Genomic DNA, 14,443 nt, shown 5'->3' with positions numbered 1-14,443 from the left:
GCCATCGGCCGCAGCATCGACGCCCGCCTGGCGGCGAGGGCGCTCCGCAGCGCGATCGCGGAGCGGCGTCCCTTGCCTGGCTGCGTGTTCCACACGGACCGCGGATCCCAGTACGCGTCGGAGCTGCATCGAGGCATTCTTGCCGAACAGGGCTTCTTTGGATCTATGAACCGCCGCGGCAACCCGTACGACAACGCAAAGGCCGAGAGCTTCATGAAGACACTGAAGGTGGAGGACGCTTACCTTGTGGAGTATGAGTCGTTCGACGACGTCGCCACCGGCCTGCCCCGGTTCATCGAGGCCTACAACAACCGCCGCCTGCATTCAGCCTTGGGCTATCTCAGCCCTGCACAGTTCGAAGATCGCCACAGCCACGCCCGCGCGATGGTCAAAACCGCCGCCTGAAAATGTCCATCCGTAGGGGCGCACTCCACCCGCAGAGCGCCCCTCAAGATCAATGCCTGATTTTTGGGCGGGCTAAGGCCGGGCCAACGCAGGAAGGGCCGAGGGAGTTATTATCCACAGGGCTGCCCACTGCAACTGGGGATGAAAACCCTGGCACGCTGCGCAACCACGCCGTTTGCGCTTTGCCGACGTTCGCCGCGCGGTCGACGAAGGGGTCAAGTGTGGACCTGCTGCCGTTCGCTTTCGGTCTCGGGTTACGTCAATCAAAACGAAGTCTATGCGGTGCCAACGCTGTGGACGGGCGTTGCACTTGACACGAGGGACGCACACCTTCATGTATTATACAGCGTATAAATAAAGGTGTGAAATGATCACAGGGCATGTTTTCATTGCTACCAGTCTGGACGGCTTCATCGCTCGAAAGGACGGCGATATCGCGTGGCTCTTGGACCGCGATAATCCCGACGAAGACCATGGCTATGATGCCTTCATCGCGGACATCGACATCATTTTGATGGGACGCGGAACGTTCGAGAAAATGGGAACTGTAAGGCCATGGCCCTACAGTCGTCCAGTTCTCGTCCTGTCTTCGACCCTGTCGCAGTCCGACGTGCCGGACGACCTGACCAACAAGGTGCGGGTCGCGAACAAAGCGCCCGAAGAGGCCATGCATATGCTGGCGGTCAAAGGACACCGTAAGGTATATGTCGATGGCGGCCTTCTCATTCAGTCCTTCCTTCGGGCCGGTCTGATCGCCGACATGGTGATCACAAGCGTTCCGGTGCTCCTTGGTGAAGGACGCCGGTTGTTCGGCAAGGTCGCCGCTGACATCCCGCTCTGCCTCGAGGAGGTGAAGAGCTTTCCATCCGGACTCGTCCAGTCCCGTTACCGGGTCGAGGCATGAAGCGGCCCCGGGGGCGGCCGCCCCGGCCGCAAGCTCCTGTCTCGCGCGACGAGATGGTTGTGGCCGCCCTCGAACTTCTGGATCGCGAGGGGGCAGACGCCCTCACGATGAGGGCGTTGGCGGCGCGCCTCGCCATCAACCCCATGACGATCCATCATCACTTCGGCGGACGGGATGGCTTGATCGGCGCTATGTCGGACGCGGTCTATGCGCAGGTAATGGCGCCGGAAGACGGCACCCCAATCGATCGGATTGGTGATCTCCTAAAAGCTTACCATGCCCAGGTGCTCTGCCACCCGGCACTGACCACCTTGATCTTCAGCCGGCCTGTCGTTTTTCCGCAGCAGGCAGAACGGATCACCAACGAGATTTCTAACCTTCTGGCCGAAGTTGGCCTGCCAGATCACAGGACGAAGCTGTGGCGCGACATACTCGTGGACTTCACCCATGGCGCTGCCCTGGCGGCTGCGATGAGTGGTCGACATCGGGACAGGGAATCGCACGAAGATCAGGGTTTCAACATGGCTCTCGGGGAACTTTTGATGGGCCTGAGGCGATGAGGACGCCTGGACGGTAAGGGCTCCGCACCGTCATTCGCCGCGGCTCGCGTATCCGACGGCACAGCGGACTTTGCTGCCGTTCGCTGCGAGCGCAACATGCCGAGGATCGTGTGGGGATGAATCGCAGATCGCGCACGGCTCAGGAGAAGGATGAAGGCGATGGGAAACCACCTTATCGGAGTTTCTCATGACGCACTGAACCGCCCCTATTGGCGGCACCGGCCGGTTCAGAACCTCTGCCCAACATAGACGTACGTCGAGAATTCTCCGTCCACGTTCCAGGCGCCGTCGACGGAGAAGTCCAGAGGAAACTTATGCGAAAGCCGATAGCGCAGACCGACCCCGCCGGCTGCGAGAATTTTCGCGTCTCCAAACTCGTTGAACGAACTGGCCCCCACAGACCCGCCGCCAAATACCGTCAGCCCGATCCTTTTTGTCGCGCGTAGGCGCATCTCCGTTTGCAGGCTAGCCAGCGCACTATCGAAATAGAGGCCCGCTGCGTAACCGCGCAATCCGTCGGTCACGCCCACGCCGCAGAGCGAAAAGTACGGTGCATCCCCGTTTACCTGACACGCTATAGCTTTGCTTGCGAGCACCAACCGCTCACCGAACGGTGCGTAGGCGTCAACAGTCAACGTTTGCCGCAGGAAGTCCGCATTGAACCCGTCCAGCCCCTCGCCTTTCTGCATTTCGTACCGAACGCGATGCCCGGAGGTGGGATAAATTATGTCATCGACGGTATTCCACTCCAGGAATGGCCCGTAGGTGATCTGCTCCACCTCCAAACCGAAATCGCCGATGACGGGAGGCAGCACCGCGCTTAGCCGCTGATCGGTAACAGTCGTCTTCAGCCATGACGCCTCCACTCCGGCTGAGATCGTTTCGGTCAGCCCGTAGCTCAGTGCGACGTCAGCGATGTCGCCCTTCTGTCTGATATCCAGCATTCCGAAGTTGATTCCGGACAAAAGGTTGAGTGAGTAGTTCACGTCAGCCTTCCCGTAGGCCAGCTTGACGCCCCATCGACCTTCACCGAATGACAAGTTCAGTGCGGCGCCGACGGCTTCGCTGCCATTATCTGTACGCATCGCGGCAAGTCCAAAAAAGGATGTGTCCGACTCCGCGTCCGATTGGAATATGTAGCCGCCGCCGACAATCAAGCCCGACCCTAGGCTTGGATTTGACAGGGGGATCGGCGCCACCACGATCGAACCATTGGAAAAGCCGAACGCACTATTGGTGATCGTGTTCTGATCAGGCATGGCCGCCCCGATGAAGCTCGACCCTGCGTCCTGCGCGCTCCCAGGCGTCGCAGCACATATCGCCAGCGCAGCCAGAGGACTCAAAAAAATCAAGCAGGTCTGGTGATGCATTTCTTAGGACTCAGATTCGAACGCGATACAAGTACAGGATACTTTGGCGGCACCTTGGCTGCATATGCCGGATGCACCTATGCCCGACGGACCACGAAGCATCCAACGGACTGGATATTTTGGGGAGCAGGCAAGCGGCAATAGCTGCACACCATCTGATCCAATCAGGATCTAGGCAAAGAGCTTTCGGATGTAGCCCCGACACCCCGAGCCCCCAACGTCAGGGCGCTGAGGCTGACTCGTCAGGAGACCAGCCAGCTTCGATCATTTCCGACACGATTGTCCCCGCGATTTTTTGGTTAACTCCGTGGCTCTGAAGATACGTGAGCGGCGTCTTCGCCATTGGGGTTCCAGTCTGCTTCAACGCCTCGATGGCTTCGCTGACAATCACCGGGGAGCCATCCGCTGCACGGTTATTGGCGATGGCCAACAGCGCGAGGCCTACGACTGAGTGCGCGTTTGCGCTGATTGTAGCCGGACCCAGCATGTCATCGTAGCGGTGGTCCATGAGTGCCTCGACAGCCAAGAGGTTGTGATATCGTCCAGGGGGATCAATCGAGCGCAGGATAGCCTGCCGGATATACTCTGTCCCTTCCTTCAACGCGCCGCGGACCGCCAATCGCCAACCGAGTTGATGGAGGGACTCGGGGTCGTTCGGGTTCAGGGCCAGGGCCGACCGCATCGTGGCCTCAGCGGCATCGAACTCCCCCATCGTGTGTAGAAGAGACGACTGGGCCTGCAGTGCCAAGATGCTTTGCGGATCGAGATGGACTGCACGTTGCGCCGCCTGAAGCGCTTCTTCCAGCAGGTCTGGACGGCGGACGGCGGTATCCGTCTGCATGACCGCTTGGTCCCGGGTCACCAGCGCGAGCATTGCCCAGCCCTCGGCGTTGTCCGGCTCGCGCTGGACCGCAGTGCGCAGGCAGTCAAGCGCTTCATTCCGCAAATCAACCGAGAGCGAGCGCCGATACGCGTGAGACAAGAGGAGACAGGCGAAGGTTCCCTCGTTTGGCAAGGGTCGGTCGAGGATGACACGGCGCAACTGGCCCCATAGGACGCCATAGGTTTGAGCGAGCTCGGACGCGATGCCGGATGCTATATGGTCCTGCACAGCAAAGAAGTCCGCTGCAGTCCGTGCAACATTGTCTGATCGGCTCCATACTACGCGTCCATCGGTGTGAATGAGCTGCGCGATCAATCGACCTGGCCCTCCGTCCTCCGCGCTACGGTAGCTCCCCGTCAGCACGTAGTCGATCTGATGACCCGCGCGCAGTGTCGCAAGATCGCTTTCCGTCGGTGACCCGCGGTCCGCCGGAAGCGCAAAGACTCTCACAGTTTCAAAGGGCTGCAGATCATTCAGCAATTGGTCGGATATACCTTGGGCGAAGTAGAGGTCCTCTCTCGAGGAACCACGCACCTGAAATGGTGCGATGGCCAAGCCCGGAGGGCCCACCGCCTGCCGTTCTGCGCCATTCCACGACAGGTCCGAGAGGCGCAGTCCCATAATAGTTGGGATCGCGGCGGCACCCAGAACGAGCGCGGCAATCACTGCGATCCAAAGCAAGCCAACTTTGGGCCTGGCTTCTCTGGGCGAGACTGCGGCGTCCGTTCCAGCTGATGGCTCTGACTGCCGCCTTTCCTTGAATGAAAACTCCGCCAAATAGGCGCCTTTTGGCACGGATATCACGACGGAGTCCTGATGCCCTGCGCCGGAATAATAGCTTTCAATTTCTTTGCGCAGGCGACGTGACTCAATGCGTACCACTGGATCAGCTTGGGGATCGAAGTCGTCGCCTCGCTCAAAGACCTCGAAGGCGATCACGTCTCCGCGAAGACGATCGGGGCGGCCAGCCAAGGTTTCTTCGACAATATACTCGAACAGCCGCAGGCGATTTGGTGAGCAAGACAGCGCCCTGCTGGCGACCATCTTGTACAGCTGTTTTCGGACTCTCTCATCAGAAGTGTCCGAGCGTCCATCAGCGGGTGCTGCGGGCTGGGTCTGCGAGACATCTGGCACGGCTAAATTCCACTTAAAGATGACTTCGGGTAATGATCCGCAGCCTACGCGATTCGGATCGCAGACCAATAGCGCTAACCCGCGGATTGCGACCGCTTGGCGGATCGCCGCAGCCAAAAATTTATCTCAAAAGATTCAGCTACGTATCTAAAATTGCAACATGTTTGCACCTTCCAAGGGACCTTCTCAATACATCCAATGAAGCATCCACTGTTCGATCGCACGCCTCAGACAGCGACCGAACTGGCGGGAGAACGTTAGATGGATGATGACGATGCATTCCGAAAGCGCGAGTTCGAAGTCCACCGCCTGCGGCGTACAGACGAGAGCTTTGATGAGCTCTGGCAGGACTATCAGGATGTGCGTTCCGTGCTCGGTCGCCTCGATGCCAATGCCTCGGCGTCGAAGATCATGTGGGACGACTATCTCAGGCTGTCATCCGAACTCACTCGAGAAATCGAAGATCGGCTTCAGGATGAGCGCAAGCGCCGCGAGAGCGGTTAACGTCGCGACCTCCGACCTGCCCCTGCAATTACGCAATCAAGGATGAGGACACTTCTATGAAGACTTTTATCGCCGGCACAGTGATCGCTTTGACCATTGCCAGCAGCGCGCTTGCCGCGACGGAAGAGCAGGCCGCTATGATCACCCAATACGCTCCCGATGTCGACGTAGCATCGATGACGGATGAACAGGTTGCCGAAGCTTTTGCGATCGCCAACAGCTCTGTGAACGACGCCCAGAAAGAAATCCGCATTACCTTCGTCGCCAACAATGTCGAGCCCCCCAGGACCTTTTCGGATGACCAGATCAGTTTGATCGAGGAATACGTCGATCCTTCCGAGGTTATGATGATGTCGGGTCAGCAAAAAGCTGATGCCTTGGCGCTGATCAGTGGCGGGAGTTCCAGGGAAGAGGTCACCGGCGAGTTGGAGGCCATGATCATCGGCATCACCCCCGCCCTCACTCCTGCCGAAGCCCAGCAGGTGAACACCTACGTGACAGGCGCAGATATTGCCGCTCTCACCGAAGAGCAGGTCGGTGAAATTCGCGGGGTGATCTACAGCCAGGAGGGTGATGGGCAGAAGAGAGAGCGGCTGCAACAGATTATGAAATAGAAATCTCCTCCGGCGGCGTTCTGCAAGGAGCGCCGCTACCCAGTAATTGGCAGCAGCCGGGCGGTTAGGAGGAATCCCACGCCGTCGCGAGAAACTGGCGCTGAATTCGCCCCGCGCAGTCTCTCTAGTGGGCAACTATGCCCTAGGCCGAGACGCAGATTGAAAACAATTGCCTTACCCGAGAGGATTTTCTCGATGCTTACTCAGATCACAGCCGCTGTATCGGTGCTGGCTCTGCTTGCGGGCAGCGCACTTGCGCAGGCGGAAAGCCCCTTTGAGGGCGACGCCACGACGATCACGACGCGGATCGGAGACCTGTCGTTCGAGAGTGGTTACCCCACCGATGAGACCGTTCAGAAGCTCTACGACGAGATGGACTTCCAGCGGGCGGCGCAAGCCTACATCTGGGGCATACCGGCTGTTGGGCTGAACGGGTGGCGCCGAGCCCACTACGATGTCTTCGGCGGCAAAGATGGCGAGATGCTGACTTATCTCGACTTTACTGAGAAGCTAGGCATCCTGACACCCAATTACACCACCCCCTACATCGCCACCTTCCTCGACCTGAAGGAATCGGGCCCCTTCGTGATCGAAGTCCCACCGGGGCTGATCGCGGGCATGGTGCTCGACAATTGGCAACGGGTGCTGGCGGATCTTGGAGTCGTTGGTCCTGACAAAGGCCAGGGTGGCAAGTATCTGATCATGCCGCCCGGCTACGGCCCGGTCGAAGCTCCCGGATACTTCGTGGTCGAAGCCACGAGCCGGGACGTCCTCGCCGGGTTCCGCTTGTTGGGCGCAGACAAGGAGGCGGCGATCGCCGAACTCGTGCCGCAGATCAAAACCTATAGCTGGAGCGTTGAAGGCACCGGCGAGCCCATGCCGGCTCGGCCGGCGGGTGATCTGGAGTGGAGCCAGATGCAGCCGCGCGGCATGGAGTATTGGGAGAGCCTCAACGAGGTCATCCAGCGCAACCCTGTGGACGAGCGGGACCGGCTGACCCTGGCTCAACTTCGATTTCTGGGTATCGAGCGCGGACAGCCCTTCGATCCAGATGATCGCCAGACAGGTCTACTTGAGGAAGCCGTCCTTGTTGGCGAAGCTATGGCGAAGGCGAACACCACCGACAAGCGGGTCGAACCACCGTTCTGGGAAGGGACGCATTGGAAACACGCGCTAGTCGTCTCCGTCGATCAAGAGGGTTTAACCTACGACCAGTTGGACGAACGTGCCGCGTGGTTTTACGAGGCGGTCGTCATTTCAAAGGCGATGCTGACTGAAACACCGGGTGTCGGGCAACGCTACATAGCCGCCTACAAGGATGCCGAAGGCAATTGGTTGTCGGGCGAGAACACCTACAAGCTGACTGTCCCGGCGGATCCGCCCGCGACACAGTTCTGGTCGACCACTGTCTACGATGAAGCGACGCGGCAGATGCCGATCACTGAACAGGGCAGACCCGATATCTCATCGCGCAAAGAAGATATCGTCATGAACGACGACGGGTCCATCGATGTCTATTTCGGACCAGAGGCGCCGGAAGGACACGAAACGAACTGGGTGCAGACGAACCCCGGGAAAGGCTGGTTCACCTATTTCCGTTTCTACGGTCCGACCGAAGCCTTTTTCGATAAATCCTGGGCTCTTCCAGACATCGAGAAGATGGACTGATCCCGGTTCAGCTGAGCGGCCCGCAGAGCCTGGGCCGCTCAGTTTCTCTTATCCTGGCGATTTCACAATGGAGATTGTTGTGAAGAACTTCATCCGCACAAGCACCGCGTTCTACCTCGTCACCATATCCAGTTTGTCGCCGGCTCTGGCTCAAGATGGCGAACAGCCGCTGCCACCTCTGGCTGCGCAGATCAATGACGGCAACTGGCTGGCCGAGGAGGAAGCCCAGAACCTACTGTCCGAGGTCTTTTACCAGCGCGCCGTCTATGCCTACATGACCATGCTGCCCGCGCTGAACGTAATCGGCATGCGCGACGGCTCTGAAGCCGAGTTTGGCGCGGGCTATAATGTGCTACCGATCTGGAAGGATCGGATGGACAGTCGAGCATGGGTGCCAACGCCCAATGCCGACGTGATCTACTCTATGAACTACCTTGATCTGAAGGAGACCGGTCCGCTGGTGGTGAAGGCGCCGCCGAATGTAATCGGCATGTTCACAGATTTCTTCCAGCGCACGATCACCGATGTCGGTGCCATTGGACCGGACCGCGCACGTGGTGGGCTCTACCTGCTATTGCCGCCAGGGTATCAGGGAGAGGTGCCCAAAGGTTACTTTGCTTTCGAGTCCTCCACCTACAACGTTTTCCTGTTCTTCCGCACAGTCATGGGCAAGGGCGACGGAGAGCCAGACCCGGCTCCGGCCGTCGCAGCAGCTGAAACGACCAGGATCTACCCGCTCTGGGAGGTCGAGAAAAGCATCCCGGCAATGGAGTTCCCGAATGCCAGTGGCGTCCGGGTCAACATGATGTACCCAACCGATTTCGAATACTGGAGCAAGCTGAAGGAGTTCGTGGACTACGAGCCCGTCGAGGCAATCACACCGGAACTACGCGGCGTGTTGGCGTCGATCGGTATCATCAAAGGGGTTCCCTTCGAGCCAAACGACTGGCAACGCGCGGCACTTGAGCGTGCGCTTTCCGATGCGCCAAAAATGATCCTCGCCTCTGCTCAAACCGGGCGCGAGGATGGACGGAACAAATACTACGAGGATAGGCAGTGGGAGCGCGCTTGGACCGGCGCGACCAACGATTGGATGCAGGAAAGCTATCTCGATCTTGGAGCACGGTCGCGGTTCTTCCAGTACGCTTATTCGTCTGCCCCAGCGATGGTTATGCGGACAACGGGCGCTGGGTCCAAATACCCTTACACGATCCGAGATGCCGATGGAGAGTTCCTGGAAGGCGGCAACACATACAAGCTGACGCTGCCTCCGGATGTGCCCGCGGCGCTGTTCTGGGCGGTCACAGCCTACAACGTGACCGATGGGACCATGCCCGAAACCGCGCAACTCCTGCCCTCGACCAACGGTTACTACGATATTCCGCAAAATGAAGATGGGTCGATCGACATCTGGTTCGGTCCTGAAAAGCCTGAAGGCGTGGCAGATGCAGCTTTCATTCAAACGGTGCCGGGGAGGAATTTTGTGGCTTGTTTGAGACTCTATGGCGCCGAGGATGCATTCTACGACCAATCTTGGAAACCCAACGATCTGGAAAAGGTGGACTGACCAGTCCAGCAGCCCAAGCGTATCAAAGACAGAGAAAAGGCCGTGCGGCGCGCGAGATGACTTGTGCGGCAAATCGACATTGGATCCCGCCGGGCCAGCAAGCGTTCACAATACCTACCACGAGGTTTCGATATGCACCGTTTTCTGATTGGCTGTATTCTGCTATCCGCATGCAGCGCCGCACAGCTTCCCTCTGAGGAAATGATCTCCAGCACCGCCAACGTCAGCGCAGCTTACCGAGAGGGCTTTGATGACGGCTGCAGTTCTGGGCGGCAAGCTTCTGGCAGCAGCTTCAATAAGTTCGAAAAGAACCAAGAGCGTTTCAATACCGATACGGACTACGCGCAAGGTTGGTCTGACGCCTTCCGCCAATGTGAGACTCAGGAGGAGGCGCGGCAACGACAGATGCGCTCCACTGAAGCGATTAGCGCCTTGGAACTGCGTAGCCGCTACCCCAGCTATTGGTACTGATTAACCTTTAGAACATTGATTCCTGGTGCCAGTACCCCTGATTTGCATGCCTTCGCGCCCAATGAAAAGGTTCTGTAGCCGCCGGATGTGAGTCCTAGTGCTCATGATCCGAGCAGATCGTCTCTCCTAGGGCTTGGGGGGGCGCTACGCCAAGCATGAACAACCGTAATCTTGGCGGCAACGATGCCCGGTAGCCGAGCCGCCCCTTCGCTGCCCTGCGCCCCTCTGCGGTCCCGAGAGCGGAGCATCACGCCAGCCCTCCGACTAGACGCGCTCGCGTCTTCGGTTCCCGAGGTAGATCAACCCCATGGCAGCAAACAGCAGCACTATCGCGCCCCAACGTTCCGGGTCGAGTGGGATACGCGCGTTGCCAAGCCAGGCGAAATTGTCAATCAGGACGCTCATCGCGAGCTGCCCGGTGATCACGGCCACCGTCGCTGCGGCGATGCCGACGCGCGGAACCGAGAACACCATGGCGACAATGTAGAACACGCCGAAAAACGCCCCGGTGAGCTGCCAGCGCGGCGCATCGAGCAATGTCATATCCTGCGGAGGCTGCGCGAAGAATACCAGCAGGACACTGATCAGCGCGCCGAGCACGAAAGTCAGCCAGGCAGCCGCGAGAACGCCGACGGTCCCCCCGAGCCGACCATTGACCGAAGACTGCACTGACAGGGTGACACCGCCGAGCAGCGCCAGAAGGATGAGGAGCAAGGTAAGCATTAGGGTTCCTTCAGTGAATGAGCGCGAGCGCTGCGGCGATGAGGACGAGAGCGCCCAGGCGGTATCCGTCGACTCGCTGCCGCGCCACGCCGAATGCGCCGAAATGATCGAGCAGCAGGCCTGTGGCGATCTGCCCGAACAGGAGGGCGACCATCGTGGTCCCGATCCCCAGCAGCGGCGTGACGGTGGTCATAATCACCACGTAGACCGGCCCGAGGACTCCACCGGTGAGCATCCAGCGCGGCTGCGCGAAGAGCTCGGGCAGCGCGCGGCGCGGCGCGAAGATGAGCGCGAGTGACAGCAGCAGGCTGCCGACGAGGAAAATGCAGAGCGTTGCCGACATGTGGCCGACAGCCTCGCCGAGGGGGCCGAGCAGCCCAGCCTCGACGGACAGCCCCATGCCCGCGGCGAACACCACGCAGAGTGTGAGGATTTGTGTCATTGTGCCTCCAGTGACTTGCGGGGGCAGCTAATCCAACCGAAAATGGACAACAATTCCTGAAATCTGGAAAGTACCTTTGTCGAATGAGCAATGACATGTCGCTGATCGGTTTGCGTGTCTTCGTCGCAGTCGCCACCCATGGCAGTTTCAGCGAGACGGCTCGGAGGATGGGTCTTCCGGTATCTTCGGTCTCTCGACATGTTAGCGGGCTTGAGGCCGCGCTCGGCCAAACGTTATTGGTCCGCAACACGCGGGCGGTCCGGCTCACCGACCATGGTGCGCAGTACCTGAGCTCCGTACGCGAGGCACTGGCCCTGCTCGACGCAGCCGGCGAGGAGGTTCGTGTCGGGGCGCTGGAGCCTAGGGGCACGCTGCGCCTGAATGCGCCCGTTGCCTTCGGCCGGCGTCATATCGCGCCGCATCTCGCCACGTTCCAGGCGCGTCACCCTGCGCTCGTGGTCGAACTGACCCTGACCGATACCTTCGTGGATCCGGTGGCCGACGGTGCAGACCTCTTGGTCCTTGTCGGCGTGCTCGAGGATTCCAATCTCGTAAGCCGCAAACTCGCAGGTCAGAGGCACGTCTTGGCGGCCGCACCGGAATATATTGAACGGCGTGGCGCCCCCAGATCACCCGACGATCTGTCAGCCCATAACTGCCTAGTGTACAGAGGCACGCATGGCGCTCGACCCTGGCTGTTTCGGGCAGACCGGAACCGCTACGCCCGACACCACGTCAGCGGCGATCTGCGCAGCAACGATGCCGACAGCCTGATCGCGGCGGCGGAAGCCGGCCACGGGCTGGTCCTTTTTCCCACTTGGCTGCTCCATGTCCCGCTGCGGGATGGGCGCCTAAGGCCGCTGCTCACCGACTGGCAGGCCCTGTCGGACCTCGAGGACGGGGCCATCCACATGCTGTTCCCGGAAAACCGGAGGCGGTCATTGAAGGTGTCCGCATTTCTCGACTTCATGTCGGAGACGGTTGGGCGCCAGCCCTACTGGGACAGCTTCGTAGAGAGTGAAGCCAACGGATGAAGTCCCCCCGCCCCGGGGGCCGACAGTTTGGGCGATCGCAATGCGGACACGCCCAAGCTGATGCCAATGAAAGCCGCGCCACCCTAATTCAGCCCTAGCTCTAGCCGCGGCGCTGAATCACGTTTCGGAGCATCGCGGCAGTCGTTCCGCTGAGTGGGCCGGCGGCGAGAAATTAGCGCTTCCGCTAGGGGCCCCCGTGCGGTCCTCCGCCGAGCGGTGCCTGAACGGCAGATTGAAGCGCTGGTGAGCGCGAAGAGGAATACCTGTCCCCCTCGCACCTGTGACGCCCGACCGAGACGCCTGGCCCGACGGATATCAGGTCAGGGAAGACGCAGGGAGCTTTTCCATGGTCAATTCCGCCAATGCCTCCTCACCTTCCTGAAACATGTTGAGGTAGTAGCGAGCGCACAAGTCGCAGTGCTTGGCCGTAAATGCCTCAAAGTCGCCGGCCATATTCACCTCCTCGCCTCCGGGCGGCGGAACGCTGGCGTCCGGGTCCTCAAGGAACATCAAGCCGAGGTCGAGGGGCATGCGAACAATAAGCGTCGTCCCGGGTTCGATCGCCGCGAACCGTGCCCCAATCTTGTCGAGGGTCTCCGGATGATCATCTTCGGTCAAAGTCAGGGTTTGGTCCGCCACGCACTTCTCCTTTGTTTTCAGGCGACAACCTCTAGATGTTTTCCTCCCGGCGGTTGCGATGGTGCCTGCAAAAATTGGCGAGGCAACAGCAAGCACCTATGTCGAGGACGACTCTTCCGAGCCCGCCGGATCCCAGAGCTCCTTTGACTGAGGGCAAAGCCGCGATGGCAAAGTCGCCGCGCGCGCACCTCGGTGGAGCATCAGCGCGTCATCCGAGTTCCGTCCGAGAGCAGTATCTCGTCCATGGGCACATCCCAGGGCATCGGAAAGATCGTCGGCACCATGCATCCGGCGAAACCAACGCCAATGCAGCGCGGCCGCGGATCGATCTGCGCCAGGGTGCGGTCGTAATATCCACCGCCGTTTCCGAGGCGGTAGAGGGCCTCATCCACACCGACGAGCGGAGCGATGACAATGTCCGGCCTACACACCTCGCCTTCGGCGGGCACAAAGATATTCCAGAGGCCTCGCGCCATCCGGCAGTCCGGGCTCCAGACCCGGAATTCCAGGGGCGCATTTTCGTCGACGACGACGGGCAGCAGGACACGCGCGCCAGCGGCATGTGCCGTCGCCATCCAGCGACGGAGATCCGGCTCGCCCCGGATCGGCCAATAGGCGGCGAGAGTCATGCCGGGCCGCGACGCCACGACCCGCTCGAGTTCGGCGATGAGGGCGGTCGTTGCTCTTTCTCGCGCGAGAGCCGAGAGCGCGCGGGCCGAGATCAGACGCGCCCGCTCGGCCCGCCTGAAACGCGCAACGTCCCTTGCCGTGTCCGGATCGACCGGATGACCATCGACGAGCAGATGGGCGAAGCAAACTTCCGAGCCTCGATCGGCTTCATCGTCCATTTTGCGTGGGTCCCCGCCTTGAGTGTCGATGCAGCAGAGTAGTCCCCTGGCGCTCGGCAGAGCAACCAGAGGCCAACAATTCCGCGGTCCACTTTGTAAGCTACGCACGCCGGGTCACGGCCGCGCAGAGGGAGCCGGGATTGCTTGCCTGGCACTTCTCGCCCCGGGCAGACGTGCTTGCAGCCGAAATATCAACCTGAGCGCCCGTGGCACGAACCAGCAATGCTTAGCTCCTGCAGATGGCTGGTCCGGTCATGCCCCCCCTGTCCATGCTTTCCAAACTCGGGGCCGGCGACGCCAGCTATCGGTCTTTCGTCCTCGCCGATGGGACGGTACTGCGCGAGATGTGGGAAAGGGTCGCCACCTGGTTCGCCGAGTTCATGCGCAGCGTGATGTGCGTCGGCTCCGTCACCGAAAGGAGCGCTGCCCTGACGAGCGATCCCTAATGACGCGAGCAGAAGACTGCGTCGAAGGCGGCCGCGGTCCAGTAGATCGCGTCCGGCGCGCGCAGTGCGCCGCCGGGTGGGCTGCAAGGGTGACAAAGCGGAAAGGGAAAGGGCGGCCGAGGACCGCCCTGCCCGTTTGCCTCAGCCCTCGCTAGCCTTCTTGCGCAGCAGGTCGAAGTCGTTGGCGGCGAAGGTGACGTCGTAGACGGTCTGGCCGTCCTTGGTGTATTC

The 14,443-nt window shown here is 60.3% G+C and carries 16 protein-coding genes; 10 read left to right on the top strand and 6 right to left on the bottom strand.

The window, feature by feature from the left end; translation table 11 throughout:
* The 3 genes from G0D83_RS26150 to G0D83_RS26140 all read left to right on the top strand — a co-directional run.
* Window positions 1–405, top strand: a 405-nt coding sequence (locus G0D83_RS26150; protein ID WP_164197489.1) for an integrase core domain-containing protein, incomplete at its 5' end; no start/stop codon positions are given.
* A gap of 367 nt (window positions 406–772) precedes the next feature.
* Window positions 773–1,309 carry a dihydrofolate reductase family protein gene (locus tag G0D83_RS26145; RefSeq protein WP_164197488.1) on the top strand — a complete coding sequence of 179 codons (537 nt, stop codon included), beginning with the start codon at window positions 773–775 and terminating at the stop codon, window positions 1,307–1,309.
* A 59-nt stretch (window positions 1,310–1,368) separates the two neighbouring features.
* A complete protein-coding gene (locus tag G0D83_RS26140) occupies window positions 1,369–1,869 on the top strand; it encodes a TetR/AcrR family transcriptional regulator (protein WP_370457319.1) in 501 nt (166 codons plus the stop codon).
* A 227-nt stretch (window positions 1,870–2,096) separates the two neighbouring features.
* Here the strand turns inward: G0D83_RS26140 and G0D83_RS26135 are convergent, their stop codons facing one another.
* Window positions 2,097–3,239, bottom strand: coding sequence for a hypothetical protein (locus tag G0D83_RS26135; protein ID WP_164197486.1), 1,143 nt, complete (start codon window positions 3,237–3,239; stop codon window positions 2,097–2,099).
* A 220-nt stretch (window positions 3,240–3,459) separates the two neighbouring features.
* Window positions 3,460–5,373 carry a hypothetical protein gene (locus G0D83_RS26130; protein ID WP_164197485.1) on the bottom strand — a complete coding sequence of 638 codons (1,914 nt, stop codon included), beginning with the start codon at window positions 5,371–5,373 and terminating at the stop codon, window positions 3,460–3,462.
* Between the two features lie 144 nt (window positions 5,374–5,517).
* On the opposite strand from G0D83_RS26130, the gene G0D83_RS26125 reads away from it, so the two are divergent.
* From G0D83_RS26125 to G0D83_RS26105, 5 genes are all read left to right on the top strand, one after another.
* A complete protein-coding gene (locus tag G0D83_RS26125) occupies window positions 5,518–5,760 on the top strand; it encodes a hypothetical protein (protein ID WP_164197484.1) in 243 nt (80 codons plus the stop codon).
* A 56-nt stretch (window positions 5,761–5,816) separates the two neighbouring features.
* Entirely contained in the window at window positions 5,817–6,374 is a 558-nt protein-coding gene (locus G0D83_RS26120; protein WP_164197483.1) for a hypothetical protein, read from the top strand.
* A 195-nt stretch (window positions 6,375–6,569) separates the two neighbouring features.
* The gene (locus G0D83_RS26115) at window positions 6,570–8,042 is read left to right on the top strand and encodes a DUF1254 domain-containing protein (RefSeq protein WP_164197482.1); all 1,473 of its coding nucleotides are present in this window, start codon (window positions 6,570–6,572) and stop codon (window positions 8,040–8,042) included.
* A gap of 79 nt (window positions 8,043–8,121) precedes the next feature.
* Window positions 8,122–9,609, top strand: coding sequence for a DUF1254 domain-containing protein (locus tag G0D83_RS26110; protein WP_203595665.1), 1,488 nt, complete (start codon window positions 8,122–8,124; stop codon window positions 9,607–9,609).
* Between the two features lie 132 nt (window positions 9,610–9,741).
* Window positions 9,742–10,080: a hypothetical protein gene (locus G0D83_RS26105; protein WP_164197480.1), complete on the top strand. Its 339-nt coding sequence runs from the start codon at window positions 9,742–9,744 to the stop codon at window positions 10,078–10,080.
* A 264-nt stretch (window positions 10,081–10,344) separates the two neighbouring features.
* Here G0D83_RS26105 and G0D83_RS26100 read toward each other — a convergent pair whose 3' ends face one another.
* Both G0D83_RS26100 and G0D83_RS26095 read right to left on the bottom strand, forming a co-directional pair.
* Window positions 10,345–10,803 carry a DMT family transporter gene (locus G0D83_RS26100; RefSeq protein ID WP_164197479.1) on the bottom strand — a complete coding sequence of 153 codons (459 nt, stop codon included), beginning with the start codon at window positions 10,801–10,803 and terminating at the stop codon, window positions 10,345–10,347.
* A 10-nt stretch (window positions 10,804–10,813) separates the two neighbouring features.
* Window positions 10,814–11,245 carry a DMT family transporter gene (locus G0D83_RS26095; RefSeq protein WP_164197478.1) on the bottom strand — a complete coding sequence of 144 codons (432 nt, stop codon included), beginning with the start codon at window positions 11,243–11,245 and terminating at the stop codon, window positions 10,814–10,816.
* A 95-nt stretch (window positions 11,246–11,340) separates the two neighbouring features.
* On the opposite strand from G0D83_RS26095, the gene G0D83_RS26090 reads away from it, so the two are divergent.
* Window positions 11,341–12,279: a LysR family transcriptional regulator gene (locus tag G0D83_RS26090; protein ID WP_203595664.1), complete on the top strand. Its 939-nt coding sequence runs from the start codon at window positions 11,341–11,343 to the stop codon at window positions 12,277–12,279.
* 315 nt (window positions 12,280–12,594) lie between these two features.
* Here G0D83_RS26090 and G0D83_RS26085 read toward each other — a convergent pair whose 3' ends face one another.
* Window positions 12,595–12,918, bottom strand: coding sequence for a hypothetical protein (locus G0D83_RS26085; protein WP_164197476.1), 324 nt, complete (start codon window positions 12,916–12,918; stop codon window positions 12,595–12,597).
* 200 nt (window positions 12,919–13,118) lie between these two features.
* Window positions 13,119–13,766 (bottom strand): 5-formyltetrahydrofolate cyclo-ligase, encoded by a 648-nt coding sequence (locus tag G0D83_RS26080; RefSeq protein WP_164197475.1) that lies wholly within the window; start codon window positions 13,764–13,766, stop codon window positions 13,119–13,121.
* Window positions 13,767–14,020: 254 nt separating this feature from the next.
* Between G0D83_RS26080 and G0D83_RS26075 the strand changes: the two genes are divergently transcribed.
* Window positions 14,021–14,212: a hypothetical protein gene (locus tag G0D83_RS26075; protein WP_164197474.1), complete on the top strand. Its 192-nt coding sequence runs from the start codon at window positions 14,021–14,023 to the stop codon at window positions 14,210–14,212.
* Window positions 14,213–14,443 lie beyond the last annotated feature (231 nt).

Origin of the sequence: Salipiger sp. PrR003 (assembly GCF_010500785.1) — a bacterium.
GTDB lineage: Bacteria > Pseudomonadota > Alphaproteobacteria > Rhodobacterales > Rhodobacteraceae > Salipiger > Salipiger pacificus_A.
This window is presented reverse-complemented; position numbering and strand designations above follow the sequence as displayed.

What these genes read in the sequence shown, in the direction of transcription:
- G0D83_RS26135 (WP_164197486.1), bottom strand. Translation starts at nt 3,239, where the DNA reads ATGCATCACCAGACCTGCTTGATTTTTTTGAGTCCTCTGGCTGCGCTG.
- G0D83_RS26100 (WP_164197479.1), bottom strand. Translation starts at nt 10,803, where the DNA reads ATGCTTACCTTGCTCCTCATCCTTCTGGCGCTGCTCGGCGGTGTCACC.
- G0D83_RS26105 (WP_164197480.1), top strand. Translation starts at nt 9,742, where the DNA reads ATGCACCGTTTTCTGATTGGCTGTATTCTGCTATCCGCATGCAGCGCC.
- G0D83_RS26075 (WP_164197474.1), top strand. Translation starts at nt 14,021, where the DNA reads ATGCCCCCCCTGTCCATGCTTTCCAAACTCGGGGCCGGCGACGCCAGC.
- G0D83_RS26095 (WP_164197478.1), bottom strand. Translation starts at nt 11,245, where the DNA reads ATGACACAAATCCTCACACTCTGCGTGGTGTTCGCCGCGGGCATGGGG.
- G0D83_RS26080 (WP_164197475.1), bottom strand. Translation starts at nt 13,766, where the DNA reads ATGGACGATGAAGCCGATCGAGGCTCGGAAGTTTGCTTCGCCCATCTG.
- G0D83_RS26115 (WP_164197482.1), top strand. Translation starts at nt 6,570, where the DNA reads ATGCTTACTCAGATCACAGCCGCTGTATCGGTGCTGGCTCTGCTTGCG.
- G0D83_RS26120 (WP_164197483.1), top strand. Translation starts at nt 5,817, where the DNA reads ATGAAGACTTTTATCGCCGGCACAGTGATCGCTTTGACCATTGCCAGC.
- G0D83_RS26145 (WP_164197488.1), top strand. Translation starts at nt 773, where the DNA reads ATGATCACAGGGCATGTTTTCATTGCTACCAGTCTGGACGGCTTCATC.
- G0D83_RS26125 (WP_164197484.1), top strand. Translation starts at nt 5,518, where the DNA reads ATGGATGATGACGATGCATTCCGAAAGCGCGAGTTCGAAGTCCACCGC.
- G0D83_RS26090 (WP_203595664.1), top strand. Translation starts at nt 11,341, where the DNA reads ATGTCGCTGATCGGTTTGCGTGTCTTCGTCGCAGTCGCCACCCATGGC.